This window comes from Brevundimonas sp. KH_060, assembly GCF_057838275.1.
Genome location: NZ_CM174463.1, coordinates 2325927 through 2340835 on the forward strand (window position 1 = coordinate 2325927; position 14909 = coordinate 2340835).

Genomic DNA, 14909 nt, shown 5'->3' on the forward strand with positions numbered 1-14909 from the left:
CTTTGAGTCACGCCCCCTACGATTTATCTTCGCCAACCAGGGCGACACTGTAAAAACCATTATCCTGCAAGGCGTTCATGACCTGCATGAAGTCCCCGTAACGCGTTTGCTGGTCAGCGCGGATAAAGATCCGCTCTTCGTCCGGATTACGCGTTCCGATTTGGGTCCTCAGGTCATCGCCCAGGGCGGCGACCGACGTCGGGAAGTCGCCCACGTACACTTCACCGCCATTCTGGATGGAGATGAAAACGGGCTTGGGCGGATTCTGAGCCGGCGGAGCGACGGCACGTGGAAGTGTCACCGGCACCGACACGGTGGCGAGCGGAGCCGCCACCATGAAGATGATGAGGAGAACCAGCATAATGTCCACGAAAGGCGTGACATTGATTTCGCTGTTCGCCTCGACGGTGTACTTGCCGCCGCCGGAACCGGAAAGTTTGGCGGCCATCCGTCTTACGCCCCCTTGTCGAGTTGACGCGAGATCGAGTTCATCAGCTCGGCGTTGAAGCCGTCAGCACGAGCGCCGTACGAAGCGATGCGGGTGTTGAAGTAGTTATAGAAGATAACCGCCGGGATAGCCGCGAACAGACCGATGCCGGTAGCCAGCAGGGCTTCAGCGATACCCGGAGCAACGACGGCCAGGTTGGTGGTGTTCGACTCGGCGATGCCGATGAACGAGTTCATGATGCCGTAAACGGTGCCGAACAGACCGATGAACGGACCGCCCGAACCGACCGAAGCCAGGAACTGCTGGCCGCCCGACAGGCGGATACCCATGCCGCCCTGCACGGCGCCGACAGCGTTGCCGGCACGCGCGACAGTCGTGTCACGGTGAGCGCCCGTCACATCAAGACCGGCTTGACGCGACAGTTCGATTTCGCCGGTGGCCGCAGCGGCCATGTCGGCCAGCGGGTTGCCGTCGAACTCTTCCGAGGTGGCCAGGCGACGGATGTCGGCCAGGTTGCGAGCACCGCGGTACTCTTCCAGGAAGCGGTTGGTCTTCTTCGTCAGCGAGCTGAACTCAACCAGTTTGATGAGCAGCAGCGTCCAGGAGAAGATCGAGGCCAGGACCAGGCCTGCCATCACGACCTTAACGACCGGGTGCGCCATCATGAACATGGCGATCGGGGTCAGGCTGCCGCCGCCGTGGCCGCCAGCAGCGGCTTCTTCAGCGGGGGCTTCAGCAGCTGCGTCAGCAGCCGGGGCAGCGGCGTCGGCGGCCGGAGCGGCGGCGTCAGCGGCGGCGGGAGCCGAAGCGGCGGCCGGAGCAGCCGGAGCTGCGTCCTGCGCCAGAACCGGCGAGCTCGCCATCAGGACGGCAGCGCCGGCCATTGCGAGGAGGATATTCGTCTTCTTATCGAGCATGTTTCGCCAGTTCCTGCTTTGGTCTGACTCGTGGAACCCAAGACCCGAACCGCGTCAGTCGGCTGGGCCTTTACCGTGAAATTTTTCCTCCCGCCGGAATTTCTCCCCCGCCGGTCGGCGCCGCATTCTTACGAAACATCCTGAGACGCTTTGCAGACTGGAGCGATGGAACCATACCCCCCCGTCCACAGCCTGCAAGCAAGAATGCGGTTAAGTCCCTTTGGCGAACGCCTATCAGAGCGTCAAGGGCGGAAAATAGCTTTTCACCCCGCGCCCCGCGCCCCCGAGGCAAGCGCGCACAAATATTCCGCTCGATCGCAATAAAACGGCAACAAAAGTGCCAACGTCGAGATTGTTAAGAAAGATTTAGGCCCATGACGATTTTTCGGCTTTTTCAGGGCCGAGGCGAATAATCGTCATTTGGGGAAAAGTGGTGCCTGGAGGCGGGTTCGAACCACCGACACGCGGATTTTCAATCCGCTGCTCTACCAGCTGAGCTATCCAGGCGCACGACATCGTCGCGAGAGGCGGGTCTATAGGCGAGGCTGATGGGGCTGTCCAGACGCCAATTCACTCAATTCCACGATCTTTTTCATCATCGTGCGCATCTTCAGCCGGAATGGCGTAGCCGCCGGTGAACCAGCGCTGCAGATCAACGTCGGCGCAACGCTTGGAGCAGAAGGGCTTGTAGGCGACGACGGTTTCGGCGCGACGGCAAATTGGGCACTGGGCCATGCTCAGCTCTCCTTGATCTCGAACACGCCCGGCGCGGCGTCCGGGCGAATGTGGGCGCGCGGCCCCAACTGCGCCACCCACGAGGACAGGATCGCCGCTGACGCCGAACCGCAGTGCAGCGTCAGACGCGGCGACGCGCGATCCGTCAGCAAGGCGAGGCGCAGCCGACGCAGGGCGCCGATTTCCTGCGCTCCCGGCGCCGCCAGTCGTTCGTCCGCTGGCGTGCGCGCCCACGGCAGAGACAATTGCAGCAGGCCGAACCGGCTCAACGGCCCCATCGCCGCCCCGTCGTGATCGGCGAACGCCTGACGAGCCATGGATAGAGTGGTCTCTGGGTGCAGGCCGACGCCCGCCAGGTCGATAACGACCAGACCGCCCCACCCTTTCAGCGCCAGCAACCGCGCCGTCTGGCGCAGACCTTCGCGATTCACCGCCTCGCGCCCCTTGCGTGAATCACGACCGGCGGCTGGCGCGTAGTCGATATCGGCCGCGATCAGGGCCCGCGTCCGTTGCACGGCCAGATCCAGACCCACGCCCGGCTCGACCACGCCGCCGGACAGGGCTTCTTCTTCAGCCTCCAGCGCCGCGCGGATCGCCTCGGCGCCCGTCGTCACAGGCACGCCCGGCGCCAGGTGGTTCAGAATGGCGGCGACATCGGGTCCAGCCGCTAGCAGACGCGGCTCGCCGCTCGCCTCTCCCAGGCGGCGCAAGACGGGGCCCTTGCGCTCACGCGGTTCGGCCGTGATCAGGAGTTCAAGCTTGGCGCCTTCCGCCGGGCGATCGACCTTGCCCAACGGCAGAAAACCGAACGGCTCGCCGCAGCCCAGATCGATGAAGGCGCCGTGCAGGCTCGGCGCCAGGCGCGCCACACGGCCGACGACGCGGGCCCCCAGGCGGTGCTCGGGCCTATCATCGTCCTTATGTATAATGAGGGTCCAGGCGCGGCCGTCGCGAAAGACAATGCCTCGGGTCTCGCCCGGAGCCGCGTCCAGGAAGACCTCGACATCGGCCATCAGGCCGCCTCGCCTCGCCAGCCTGCGCCACGCAAGAGATTCGCCGCCTCATACAGGGGCAGGCCCATGACGGCGGGATGGCTGCCGACGATTCGGGTGATGAAGGCGGCGGCCCGGCCCTGAATGCCATAGCCCCCGGCCTTGCCGCGCCACTCGCCCGAAGCGACATAGGCGGCGATCTCGTCCTGGGACAACGGCTTGAAGCTGACGCGAGTGTCGACTACGCGCCAGGACGTGCGCCCGCCGCAGATCACCGCTACGCCGGTGAAGACGCGATGATTGCGCCCAGACAACAGCTTCAGGAAGCGGATCGCCTCCGCCTCGTCAGCGGGCTTTTCCAGCAAGCGACGCCCTACGGCCACCACGGTGTCAGCCGCCAGGACCACGTCATCGGGATGACGCTCGGCCACCACCGCCGCCTTGGAGCAGGCCAGGCGCTGGGCCAGACGCGGCGGCGTCTCGGCCTTCTCAGGTGTTTCGTCGATATCAGCAGGATCGACCAGATCGGGCGTAATGCCGATCTGCGCCAGCAATTCGATGCGGCGCGGGCTCGACGAGGCCAGAATCAACCTCGGAGCCGAAGCGTCAGGACGCGACACGCGCGTCCTTACTTGAAGCGGTAGGTGATGCGACCCTTGGTCAGGTCATAGGGGGTCATTTCGACCAGCACCTTGTCGCCCGCCAGAACGCGAATGCGGTTCTTGCGCATCTTGCCTGCGGTGTGGGCGATGATCTCGTGATCGTTTTCCAGCGTCACGCGGAACGTCGCGTTGGGCAGCAATTCGCTGACCACGCCAGGAAATTCCAGCAGTTCTTCCTTAGCCATGCGGCCTCTCTCGCCCGTGTGAACAACTACGGGCCCGCGCCGAGCGTGAGCGCGAGCCGTGAAAGTGAGGGCGCCTAATGCACCAAAACGCTGGGATAGTCGAGTTCAGCCCCGACGGTAGAGGGCGCACACCAGGGTGAAGAGCCGGCGCGCCGTCTCCTGGTCGATCTCCACCTTGCCGTCCAGCCGGGTTTTCAGCAGGGCCGCGCCTTCATTATGCAGCCCACGCCGTCCCATATCGACCGACTCGATCTGGCTAGGCGACGAACCGCGCAGGGCTTCATAGTAGCTTTCGCAGATCAGGCCGTAATCGCGGATCACCGTCTTCATCGGCGTCAGCGACAGGACATGCGTCCGGCTAAAATCCGGTCCGGCGATATCAAAAGCCAGACGATTATCCTGCGACGAGAGGGCCAGGGCGTAGGGACCGCCCGCCGCGCCGTCCGGGATGAAACTGTTCTGCTCGACCAGATCGAAGATGGCGACCCGGCGCTGATGCTCGATTTCGGCCGTGGCCGCCGGGAGGGAGGCGTTGTCGATCTCGATCGAGGTCAGCTTGTGCGGCCCGCTCATTCCGCCGCTCCGTCCAGATGGGTCGGCGCCACCCGCGCAGGCCAGCGTTCGGACAGATCGGTCAGCACCGCATCCAGACACTCCACGTCGATCCGCAGATCGCCGCCGCCCGCGAACATCATCATCACCTGACCGCCCGGCGCCTCGGTCGGCAGGAAGTCCAGCGCCAACAGCTCCAGCGCCGCCTCAGGCAGGCGCGGCAGACGGCGGCTCTTGACCGCCTGGACGTCGCCGAACTGCATGGCCGCCATGACCCGCGTGCCGCCGCATTCCCAGCAGAAGCGCGACAGGACGACGGTCAGGCGCCGCGCGTCCTTCTCCCAGCGGATGTCGACTGGACGCATGATGGCGTCCTGAAGCGCGGCCGAGATGATCTGCAGGTCGTCCGCATCCTCGGCCAGCAGGCGAAGGGGCGTCATCGGCGTCAGGCTTTCACCCGCAGCGCCTTCGTCCACGACCTCGTCGGTCAGGGCCGAGATCGGTTCGCCGTCAGTGCTCATCGCCCTCCCCCTTGATCCGTCGAACATCGGCGCCGCAGGCGCCCAGCTTCTCTTCCATCCGCTCAAAGCCGCGATCCAGGTGATAGACGCGGCCGACCGTCGTCTCACCTTCGGCCACAAGGCCGGCGATGACCAGAGACATGGAGGCGCGAAGATCGGTCGCCATGACCGGCGCGCCCTTCAGGCCCTCGACGCCGCGCACCACGGCCTCGCCCGCATGGACGGTGATGTCGGCGCCCAGTCGGGCCAGTTCCGGCGCGTGCATGAAGCGGTTCTCGAAGATGTTCTCGTGGATGACGCTATCGCCTTCGGCCGTCGTCATCAGGGCCATGAACTGCGCCTGCAGGTCGGTGGCGAAGCCCGGATAGATCTCGGTCGTGACGTTGACGGCCTTCAGCCGCTGCGTCAGGTCGCGACGGATGATCAGGCCGTCGTGCGTCGGTTCGATCTCGACGCCCGCCTCGACCATCTTGTCGGTCAGGGCGGTGATCAGGTCGGCGCGACCCTTGGTCAGGCGCACCTCGCCGCCGGCCATCGCCGCAGCAAGGGCATAGGAGCCCATCTCGATACGATCGGGAATCACCGACCAGGTCGCGCCCGACAAGGACGAGACGCCGGTGATCGTCAGCACGTCCGTATCCAGGCCCTCGATCTTGGCGCCCATGGCGATCAGGCAGCGGGCCAGGTCGCCGATCTCCGGCTCGCGGGCGGCGCGCTTCAACACCGTCACGCCGTCCGCCAGCACGGCAGCCAGCAGGGCGTGCTCCGTCGCGCCGACCGAGACGAATGGAAACTCGATCTCGGCCCCGCGCAGGCCCTTGGGCGCCGTGGCGGTGACATATCCCTCTTCCAGCTCGATCGCCGCGCCCATGGCCGTCAAGGCCTGAAGGTGCAGATCCACCGGCCGCGCGCCGATGGTGCAGCCGCCCGGCAGGGAGACCTTGGCGTTCCCTGTGCGCGCCAGCAGCGGCCCCAGCACGTTGAAGGAGGCCCGCATCTGACGCACCAGGTCATAGGGGGCGAAGGTCGAGGTCAGCTCCGGCGCGTGGAACAGGGTCTCCTGCCCGTCCGCCCCATCGCGTTCTGTCACTTCCACGCCGAACTGGCGCAGCAGCTGGCCCAGGAATCGCGTGTCCGCCAGGCGCGGCATGTTCGTCAGCAGCAGGGGCTGATCCGTCAGAATCGACGCCGCCATCAGCTTGATCGCCGAATTCTTGGCCCCGCTGACGGGAATGGAGCCGTTGAGGCGATTGCCGCCGTGAATGACGATGCTGTCCATGGGTGTCGGGGAAGTCCTGGGAGGCCCGGACCCCTACGGCCCGGCGAACCGGTTATCTAGCAAGCCGGACGGCGCCCGCGAAAGGCCGTAACGTCGCAAGACGGATGACTTTCAGTTGCTTTCGTTCGGCCGCCGCGCGCCGCCCGCGCCCGGCGCCTTCCTGCGACGCAGATTCGTACGCAGAGCAGCGGCCAGACGCGCCGCGCGCTCGGCCTTGGCGGACGACGCCGCCGGCTTTGCGGCTGGCGTCGCGAGCGGCGCGGAAGGCTGGGCGTCGTCTTCAGGCGGGGTATCCATGGTCGACAGCAGACCGCGTGCAAAGATTTTGATCAAGCGTGCATTTTTGGCTTGGCCCGGCCAAAACCTTTGGCTATACGGCCGCTTCCTCAGTGACCCGCCGCCGTAGCTCAGTGGTAGAGCGCATCCTTGGTAAGGCTGAGGTCGGCAGTTCAATCCTGCCCGGCGGCACCACACTGACCCCTTGGATTTACAAGGGCTTTTCCGACAAATCAGAAATTACCCCCTCGCGGGGACCATGCTGATGATCTCGGAACATTTCAAGAACGACCCCCATTTATTGGGAGCTTCCGGAAACGACGCCACCAATCCGCGCAATTGAGCGATCCACAAAGATCCGCCGCTGCCTTGGCGTTAGCTAACGCCAAGGCAGCGGCGGTTGTCAGGACGAAACGCGAAAAGGCCCAGGCGATGCCCGAGGCCTTCCGACTACTGACCCGAAGGCTCTCCTGTCGATTACCAGTCGCCCAAACCTGGGCATCGACCGATAGCTTCCATGGTATAGTAATCGGTCCAGACGCCATCAACCAAAGGCGTTATAATTATATTATTGTTTAAACAATGCTGCCTAACCTGCCCTACAAGATTAGTGTGACTAGCATCGCTATAAAAATAATATTGATAATAGAAATCAGATCTCGCCTGACTAGCTCCCGCCAATGTTAAAACGCCAAATAGGCCTGCGACGACCGCTCCCAACGAGACGATGCGACGAACATTTAGATTTTTCATAGCCACTTCCTCCGACAATGGAGAAACGAGCAATTCACATATCGTCGATACGGACAATCAACATGATTGTGAAGTAACGCCTCCTCGTCTTTAAAGCGCGCGACAAAACGGGCGATGTCAGAGCTCCTCCATCCCCGCCCGCCCCACCTTAGGGCAGGCCCACCGCCTTGATCGACACCGTCGGGTCGGCCAGCAGGGCGTCGTCCACCGGCGTCGCCTTGCCGATCAGCAGACGCCCGCCCATGAAGTCGGCGGGGGCGTTGACCGCCTCCACCGCCACGATGCGCTCGCCGCTCAGATGGAAGACGGAGAAGGCCCCGCTGGCCGGATCGCCGCGCAGCAGCTGGCGGTCGGCGTCGAAGGGCACACCCGCGATCTGCAGCTTGACGTCATACTGATCGGACCAGAACCACGGCACCTCCGGCGCCGGGGCCGCGCGGCCGACGATGGCCGAGGCCGCCTGCTTGGCCTGCTCCAGGGCGTTGGGCACGCTCTCCAGCCGATGCATGACGCCGCCGTGGACCGGAATGGGCCGCCGCGTCACATCGCCGATGGCGTAGATGCTGGGGTCGCTAGTGCGGGCCGCCTCATCGACCACCACGCCGTTTTCACAAGCCAGTCCGGCCGTGCGCGCCAGAGCCTCGCAGGCGAAGGCGCCGACGCCGACCAGCACCGCGTCCGCAGTGATCAATTCGCCGTCCGCCAGACGCACGCCCGCATCCTCGAACCCCGCGACCTCGACGCCGGTCAGAATCTCGACGCCATGCTTTTTGTGCAGGCCGGTGAAGAAGGCCGACAGGGGCTGCGACGCCACGCGGGCCAGCACCCGGTCCATGCGCTCGATCACCACCGCCTCGGCGCCCAAGGCGCGGACCGAGGCCGCCGCCTCCAGCCCGACATAGCCGCCGCCGACCACCGCCAGCCGCTTGCCCGGCGCCAGAACCGCCTTCAGCCGCTCGGCGTCGTCAAGGGTGCGCAGCTCCAGCAGGTCCGGTCGATCCGCGCCGGGGATGGCCAGTTTGCGGGCCGTCGAGCCGGTGGCCAGGATCAGCACATCGTAAGGCTCGACCGTCCCGTCGGCGAAGGTCACGGTTTTCGCGCCCGCGTCGATGGCGGTCGCCGTAACGCCGGTGCGCAAGTCGATATTCTGCTCGGCGTAGAAGCTCTCGGGGCGCAGCAGCAGGTCCTCCAGACCCGCCTCCCCCTTCAGCCAGGCCTTGGACAGGGGCGGTCGCTGATAGGGCGGCGCGCTCTCCTGCCCCGCCAGGACGATCTCGCCCTCGAACCCATACTGCCTCAGCAGCGCCGCCGCCGAGCCCCCCGCGTGTCCCGCGCCGATGATCAGAACCTTGGGCATCGCCGCCCCGCCATCAGCCGACATGGCCTCTCCTTCACTCATATGCTCTGGACGCGGCGGCGACTTATGCGCCGGTGGGAACCGCCGGATCGGGTTCAGAGGGCGCGAAACGGGCGCCCAGGTCATAGGCTTCGCCAGGGAACGTCAGCCGCACGAAGGTGATGCCCTCAGCCCGCCGCCAGGTTCGACGCTCCAGCGACAGACAGGCCGCCGACGGCTCGACGCCCAGCGTCGCCGCCGTCGCCCGCGACACGTTCACGGCGCTGATCTTATGCTCGGCCTCGGTCCAGGGCACTTTTTCAAGCAGCCAGGTGCCGGGCGGAATTTCGTCGAACGCCGCATCCCTGGCCTGAGGAACCGAGGTCAGACAGATCACCCGCTCCTCCAGGGCGAACGCGCGGCCGCTGCCCTTGTGCAGGCAGCGCAGTTCGATCACTTCGCCCGCAGCGGTCAGACCCAGTTCGCTGGCGTCGCGGCGATGGGCGGCGCGGATCTTCCGCATCAGCAGCTCATAGCCATAAGGCTCGCCGCGCTTCTGGATTTCCGCCTGGATGTCGGGAATGTCCAGCAACACGGAGTGGATGCGCGGCCTCGCCACGAAGGAGCCGAAACGTTTGCGTCGGACGATCATGCCCCGCTCGGCCAGCGGCGCCAGAGCCTTGCTGACCGTCATGCGCGAGCAGTCGTAGTCGGCCATCAGCTCATGCTCGAAGGGAATGCGAAAACCGGGCGGCCATTCGCCCGACAGGATGCGCTCGGCGATGTCGGACCGGATGCGCCGGTGAAGCGGACTGTCCATGCGCCCCTCCCAAGGTCATGGCTGCCTTCTTCAGGCTCTGAAACATGAAGAAGGCCGGAACGCCGCCACGGGCGCCCCGGCCTTTCGTCGTCAGCGGCGACGCCGCTCCTGCAGCCATTCGATGCCGTCGTGCAGATAGGCGAAGTCCTGTCTGCGGAAGGCCTGGAACAGCATGATGAAACCGCTCAGCGCCAGCCACAGGCAGCCGGTGGCGATGATGATGATGAGCGGGTGGTTGAAGCTCTGGCGATCCGTGTAGTCCATGATGTGGATCATCCAGAACACGTCCCACAGCCGCCAGGTGTTGGTCTTGGCGCCCGCCAGTTCGCCGGTGTCGGCGTTCAGGATGAAGGTCGAGCGCTCCTTGTCCGCGAACTCGACCCGCCAGGCCGGCAGGGCGAAGTCACGGGTCTCGAGCGTCGGCTTCTCGACCCGCGTGACCGAGGTGATCGCCGCCGAGCCGTTGAAGGCCGCCGTCGCCAGGGTCTTGGCGCGCTCGGCGTCGATGACCACAGGCGCGGCGCTGACCGGATCGACCAGCTTGACCCCCTCGGCGGTCGTCGCCGCGAAGACCCACTGGTCCTGTAGCGGCCGCAGTTCGATCTGCGACACGGGCGCGCCCACAGCCTGGGACACCTGAGCCAGGGACAGCACCTGGGTCGGCGCAGGGATCGGCTTGACCTCGGCCAGGACGTGACCGCCCGTCACCTTATGATGGTCGATCATGGCCATGACGGCGCCGCTGATGGCCCACAGCAGGAGCTGGATCCCCAGGACCAGGCCGAACCACTTATGAAGTCTGCGAAGTAGAAACATCGATGGTCCTCACGCAGCGGCTTTTTTGCGCACGCGGCGCTTGCGGCGGAAACTGAAGATCAGGAGCCAGGCGCCCGACAGCGACGTCGCCACCATCATCCAGGTCGCGACCTTCAGCAGGGCGTTGTTCATGTTGTCGCGGGTCTCGTAATCCATGATGTGGAGCATCCAGAAGAAGTCGAAGCCTCTCCACAAGTCATGGCGTCGGGACAGCAGTTCGCCGGTGTGCGGCGAGAGGTAGAGCGTCGGCTTCCACATGCCCTCGAACTCCACACGCCAGATCGGCGCGGCGCGGCCGCGGATCTCGCCGGGGATTTCGGTCAGAAGCTCAGCCTTCACGATCCCGCCCTCGGGGGCGTAGATTCGCTCGGCGCGCTGGCGGGCGCCGGCTTCGTCGATCAGGGGCAGCTTCTGGCCCAAGCGAGCGTCGAACAGCGCCTGCCCGCTTGCATCCGTCACGATGTAGAGCGGCTGATCCAGCTGCTGCACCAACCGCAGGCTCTGAGCCTGGTCGGCGCCTTGCAGGATGGCCGACGGCTCCACCAGGCCGTCCATCGCGATCGGCCTGGCGTCCGGCGTCCGGATCAGGTGGTTGCCGTGGATGATGTCGATATGGATGGCGGTCATGTAGAGACCGCTCACAATCCAGAACAGGGCCTGAATGCCCATGATGAGCGAAAACCACTTGTGGGTTCTACGCGCCAATAGAGGCCAGCGTATCATTTTATACTCACGGGTTGTGAGAGACGGTTGCGTCAGGCAGCGCTCTAGAACACGCGCCTGACGCACCTCACATCGGTTTTAGTTGAACTGATACGTCAGGCGGATATACCCGCGACGGCCCAGCAGATCGTAGGTCATCGTGTCGGTGTTGCCGTCGGTCCAGCTCTGGATGAACGGGGCCTTCTTGTCGAACAGGTTGTCGATGCCGAAAGCCACGTCGACGTTGTCGTTCACCCGGTAAGAGAACTGGGCGTTGTGGTAGAAGACAGCGTCAGCCTGATAGCCGATATCGCCCGGCGCGGCGTTGAAGTCCGTCGCCTCGCCGATCATCTGGACCGAATAGGTCCCGGCCCAACGCTCATCCATGACCGTCAGGCTGGCGTTCGAACGCCAGTGCGGATAGCCGCCGTTGCCGCCGCCGATATGACCGTCGAAGATGATCGGATCGCCGCCTTCAAAGGGCGTGATGACGTATTCATCCAGATAGGTGGTGTTCCAGTCCAGGCTGGCGCGACGTTGGCCGATGTCGAAGGCGTAGCGCACCCCGATGTCCACGCCCTTCATCGTCTCCAGACCCGTATTGGAGGGCTGGGCCGACAAATAGTTCACTTCGCCCGTCAGCGGATTGCGGGTGAAGCTGTCCGGCTTGCAGAACGGGTGGTCCATGTTCGGCGTCGCATAGCAGATCGCCAGCTTGGTCGAACCGGGGATGGAGCGGATGGCGTCCTCGACCTTGATGTCGAAATAGTCGGCCGTCAGCGTCAGACCGTTGATCTGCGTCGGCTGCCACACCAGGCCCAAGGTCAGGGTCTCGGTGCTTTCCGGCTGCAGCTTCTCATTGCCGCCGACCGTGGTCAGGATGCTGTTGCCCATCTGCACATAACCCGCCGGCACGCCCGAGGCGGCGCAGTTGGCGATCAGCACGGCGTCGCCGCTCGTGTTGTAGCGGCTGCACGGATCGGTCGTGGTCAGGTTGCCCTCGGCCACGCCGCCGAACAGTTCCGGCACGCTGGGGATGCGGAAGCCCGTGCCATAGGTGGCCCGCAGGCGCAGGCTGTCGACCACCGTCCAGTTCAGGCCCAGCTTATAGGTCGTGTTGCCGCCGAACATGTCGTAGTCCGAGTAACGGACAGCGCCATCCAACTCGAGCCGCTGCACGAACGGCAGGTCGCTCAGCAGGGGGGCCGACAGTTCGACATAGGCTTCCTTGGCCTTGGTCTCGCCCGCGATCGGATCCTGCTGGTTGGTGTTGGCGTAGCCCAGCACGGTCAGGGCGTCGGGATCGCGCCAGCCCTTCTCTTCGCGATAGACTAGGCCCGCCGCCATCGCCAGCGTACCGGCCGGCAGCTCCATGACCGTGCCGCTGACGTCGAAGGTGAAGCTCTTCTGCTCGTTGCCGCCAGTGTCGCGCGAGTTGAACAGAATGTAGTCCAGCACGTCCTGATTGACATCGCCCATGCCCAGATAGTCGCCGCACGGCACGGCGGCGCCCGGCGTCGGGCTGCACAGCGAGGTGTTCAGCGTATCGCCCAGCCGTTGCAGGTTGACGATGTTGGTCATGCCGTCGACACCGGTGTTGCGGCCCCAGTTTGCGGAGGCTTCCCAGGTCCAGTCGCCGGCGATGTCGCCGCGCGCGCCGCCCACGAAGCGGTAGGTATCCGTCTCCTGGAAGAACTGACGCTGGCCCGGCTCGACCAGCAGGCGGCGGATCAACAGCAGATCCTGGCCCGTCGGGTTGGTCGGATGATCGGCGGCGATGCGGATGTCGCGCAGAGCGCCCGGCGCGGCCATCTGGTTGCTCTCACGGTGGGTGAAGAACAGTTCCCCAAACAGGCTGACCTTGTCGGTCAGCTGGTAGTCGGCCAACACGGCCGTGCTGAAGCGTTCGATCGGCGAAGACGCGTTCAGATAACCGTTCGAGTTGTGGTTGTGCTTGGCCGGATTATACGGCTCGTAGAAGTTCCCGTCCCCGCCCGGCGTCTGGTTGAAGTTGATCATCTGCCCGTTCGGCAGAACGGCGCGGCCGCCCGGCGTCGTGGCGCTGGAGATGCAGGTCAGGGCGCCGTTGACCTCGCCCAGGCCGCACGGCGCGCGGCTGGCCAGATTGACCTCCTCGGACTTCTGATAGGTCAAAGCGGCGGTGACGCTGCCCCGGTCGTTCTTGATGCCCCACAGGACGTCAAAGTTCACATCCTGGCCGTCGCCTTCATCGGTGATGCCGTACTTGCCCGACACCTTCAGGCCTTCATAGCCGTTGACGGTGATGATGTTCACCACCCCGGCCACAGCGTCCGCGCCGTAGATGGCCGAGGCCCCGTCCTTCAACACGTCCATGCGCGCGATGATCGGGGTCGGGATCATGTTCAGATCGGGGGCGCTGTTGGCGCCGGTGCCGCCGTTGACCACGCGACGACCGTTGATGAGCGTCAGGGTCCGGTTGATGCCCAGGCCGCGCAGGTTGACCTGCGCCGTGCCATAGCCGTTGCCGGTCCAGTAGGAGTTCGTCTGATTGCCCGCTGCGCCGGCCGACGACGGCAGGCGCTGCAGCAGAGTCTCGACGTTGGTGATGCCGGTGCGCTCGATGTCCTCGCCCGTCACGACCGTGGCGGGGCCGACCCCGGTGATGTCCTGACGTTTGATCCGGCTGCCGGTGACGACGATGTCGTCAACATTCGTCACATCGACTTCCTGAGCCGACGCCGTTGCGCCGTACATCGTCGCGGCGACAGCCGCCCCCGCCAACAAAAGCCTCTTTTTCATCATCCCCATGCCTTCCCGCTTAGGTATTCATGCAGAACCTTGAGCCCTGAATGCGACGGAACCTGTGCGTGAGGCGTCTTGAACGTCAAGTCATGTATATACATATGACAGCTCAAAAATCGGCAATATTTATGCTAAAATGTCACAAAACTAGCAAAAAATACTCTGAAAAATTACCAAAACTTCGATATATCACTAACCCACCTCGAAAGGTGGGCCAGACATGGCTATTTTGCGTTGATCCAAATGATCATGCACTTTAAACAGAGCCGTAGATTATTTCATATCTATACTTGAGAAACGGCAATACGCAGCCAAGCGCCTTTCCCCTCGAAACAATGTGGGGATAAGCATTATGTTTTCAGAAACACACAAAAGAACGTCACACGATCGAATCCTGCGACGGCTCCATTGCACCGTTCAGAGGCCGATAAGCGTCACGCCAGGTCGCGCGCCAGGATCATGTCTCCATACTCACGCCCGCCCACGCTGAAGCGCCGCTGCCCCAGCCCGACAAATCCCGCGCGGGCATAGAAGGCCAACGCCCGCTGGTTCTGCGCATAGACGCCTAACAGCAGCCGCCGCGCGCCCCGGCGACGCGCCTCGTCCTGCGCCGCCGCCATCAAGGCGCGCCCCAGTCCCCCGCCCTGGAATCGGCTCAGGGCGTAGATCCGCTTCAGCTCCAGATCATCTTCGCGGACCTCGACCTCCGGAAGCTGCGGTTTGTCCAGCAGCGCGTAGCCGATGGGCGCGCCATGTTCGACCTGCGCCAGCCACGCAGCCGCGCCCGCCTTCAGTCGCTCCGCGTAGTAGCCGGAGGCATGGGCGACGCCGCAATGGGAGACGATGGCCGCGCCGTCCAATATCCCGGCGAACGTCTCCAGAAAGGAAGCCGCGCCGATCAGGGCCAAGGCGTCGGCGTCGTCAGCCCCCGCGCTCACGATCGTCCAGGCCGACGCATTCGGCGTTCCATTCGACGCGCTCACTCTGAACTCCCTTGTTCGCCGCCCGGAAAGAGCGCCTGCGAGAAGCTCCGTCAGCTGAAGCTTGACGGCAAGACGACGAAATCGCGCAGGGCGCTCGCCACCTTCCGCGCGACAAGCTGCCGAAGATTATTCGGCCTTTGCGCCATTA

16 protein-coding genes and 2 tRNA genes are annotated in these 14909 nt (G+C 64.5%); 1 reads left to right on the plus strand and 17 read right to left on the minus strand.

Annotation, left to right across the window (positions count from 1 at the left end):
* Nucleotides 1-16: 16 nt before the first annotated feature.
* The 11 genes from AC3IPP_RS11550 to AC3IPP_RS11600 all read right to left on the minus strand — a co-directional run bounded on the left by AC3IPP_RS11550 (nt 17) and on the right by AC3IPP_RS11600 (nt 6624).
* Nucleotides 17-448, minus strand: a complete 432-nt coding sequence (locus tag AC3IPP_RS11550) for an ExbD/TolR family protein (protein WP_087140409.1) — start codon at nt 446-448, stop codon at nt 17-19.
* Between the two features lie 5 nt (nt 449-453).
* Nucleotides 454-1365 (minus strand): MotA/TolQ/ExbB proton channel family protein, encoded by a 912-nt coding sequence (locus tag AC3IPP_RS11555; RefSeq protein ID WP_087140410.1) that lies wholly within the window; start codon nt 1363-1365, stop codon nt 454-456.
* 431 nt (nt 1366-1796) lie between these two features.
* Nucleotides 1797-1872: transfer RNA gene (locus tag AC3IPP_RS11560), tRNA-Phe, on the minus strand.
* A gap of 63 nt (nt 1873-1935) precedes the next feature.
* Nucleotides 1936-2100 (minus strand): DNA gyrase inhibitor YacG, encoded by a 165-nt coding sequence (locus tag AC3IPP_RS11565; protein WP_489149091.1) that lies wholly within the window; start codon nt 2098-2100, stop codon nt 1936-1938.
* A 2-nt stretch (nt 2101-2102) separates the two neighbouring features.
* Nucleotides 2103-3113: a ribonuclease E/G gene (locus AC3IPP_RS11570; protein WP_489149092.1), complete on the minus strand. Its 1011-nt coding sequence runs from the start codon at nt 3111-3113 to the stop codon at nt 2103-2105.
* Nucleotides 3113-3712 carry a Maf family protein gene (locus AC3IPP_RS11575; protein WP_489149093.1) on the minus strand — a complete coding sequence of 200 codons (600 nt, stop codon included), beginning with the start codon at nt 3710-3712 and terminating at the stop codon, nt 3113-3115. The genes AC3IPP_RS11570 and AC3IPP_RS11575 overlap by 1 nt, the downstream gene beginning before the upstream one ends.
* Before the next feature lie 8 nt (nt 3713-3720).
* Nucleotides 3721-3939, minus strand: coding sequence for a translation initiation factor IF-1 (gene infA / locus AC3IPP_RS11580; RefSeq protein ID WP_003164348.1), 219 nt, complete (start codon nt 3937-3939; stop codon nt 3721-3723).
* A 105-nt stretch (nt 3940-4044) separates the two neighbouring features.
* A complete protein-coding gene (locus AC3IPP_RS11585) occupies nt 4045-4512 on the minus strand; it encodes a UPF0262 family protein (RefSeq protein ID WP_087140414.1) in 468 nt (155 codons plus the stop codon).
* Nucleotides 4509-5012, minus strand: a complete 504-nt coding sequence (locus tag AC3IPP_RS11590) for a DUF2948 family protein (RefSeq protein ID WP_489149094.1) — start codon at nt 5010-5012, stop codon at nt 4509-4511. The genes AC3IPP_RS11585 and AC3IPP_RS11590 overlap by 4 nt, the downstream gene beginning before the upstream one ends.
* Nucleotides 5002-6291: a UDP-N-acetylglucosamine 1-carboxyvinyltransferase gene (murA, locus tag AC3IPP_RS11595; protein ID WP_489149095.1), complete on the minus strand. Its 1290-nt coding sequence runs from the start codon at nt 6289-6291 to the stop codon at nt 5002-5004. Before murA ends, AC3IPP_RS11590 begins: the two co-directional genes overlap by 11 nt.
* Nucleotides 6292-6402: 111 nt before the next feature.
* Nucleotides 6403-6624: a hypothetical protein gene (locus AC3IPP_RS11600; RefSeq protein WP_489149096.1), complete on the minus strand. Its 222-nt coding sequence runs from the start codon at nt 6622-6624 to the stop codon at nt 6403-6405.
* Between the two features lie 63 nt (nt 6625-6687).
* On the opposite strand from AC3IPP_RS11600, the gene AC3IPP_RS11605 reads away from it, so the two are divergent.
* Nucleotides 6688-6762 (plus strand) — tRNA-Thr (locus AC3IPP_RS11605).
* Nucleotides 6763-7468: 706 nt separating this feature from the next.
* On the opposite strand, the gene AC3IPP_RS11610 is transcribed toward AC3IPP_RS11605, so the two are convergent.
* The 6 genes from AC3IPP_RS11610 to AC3IPP_RS11635 form a co-directional block, all read right to left on the minus strand.
* Nucleotides 7469-8701, minus strand: a complete 1233-nt coding sequence (locus AC3IPP_RS11610; RefSeq protein ID WP_489149097.1) for an NAD(P)/FAD-dependent oxidoreductase — start codon at nt 8699-8701, stop codon at nt 7469-7471.
* Between the two features lie 40 nt (nt 8702-8741).
* Nucleotides 8742-9476: a histidine utilization transcriptional repressor HutC gene (hutC, locus tag AC3IPP_RS11615; protein WP_087141398.1), complete on the minus strand. Its 735-nt coding sequence runs from the start codon at nt 9474-9476 to the stop codon at nt 8742-8744.
* 90 nt (nt 9477-9566) lie between these two features.
* The gene (locus AC3IPP_RS11620) at nt 9567-10292 is read right to left on the minus strand and encodes a PepSY domain-containing protein (RefSeq protein ID WP_087141397.1); all 726 of its coding nucleotides are present in this window, start codon (nt 10290-10292) and stop codon (nt 9567-9569) included.
* 9 nt (nt 10293-10301) lie between these two features.
* Nucleotides 10302-10997 carry a hypothetical protein gene (locus tag AC3IPP_RS11625; protein ID WP_489149098.1) on the minus strand — a complete coding sequence of 232 codons (696 nt, stop codon included), beginning with the start codon at nt 10995-10997 and terminating at the stop codon, nt 10302-10304.
* Between the two features lie 96 nt (nt 10998-11093).
* Nucleotides 11094-13775: a TonB-dependent receptor gene (locus AC3IPP_RS11630; protein WP_489149099.1), complete on the minus strand. Its 2682-nt coding sequence runs from the start codon at nt 13773-13775 to the stop codon at nt 11094-11096.
* Nucleotides 13776-14212: 437 nt separating this feature from the next.
* Nucleotides 14213-14761: a GNAT family N-acetyltransferase gene (locus AC3IPP_RS11635; protein ID WP_256968285.1), complete on the minus strand. Its 549-nt coding sequence runs from the start codon at nt 14759-14761 to the stop codon at nt 14213-14215.
* Nucleotides 14762-14909 lie beyond the last annotated feature (148 nt).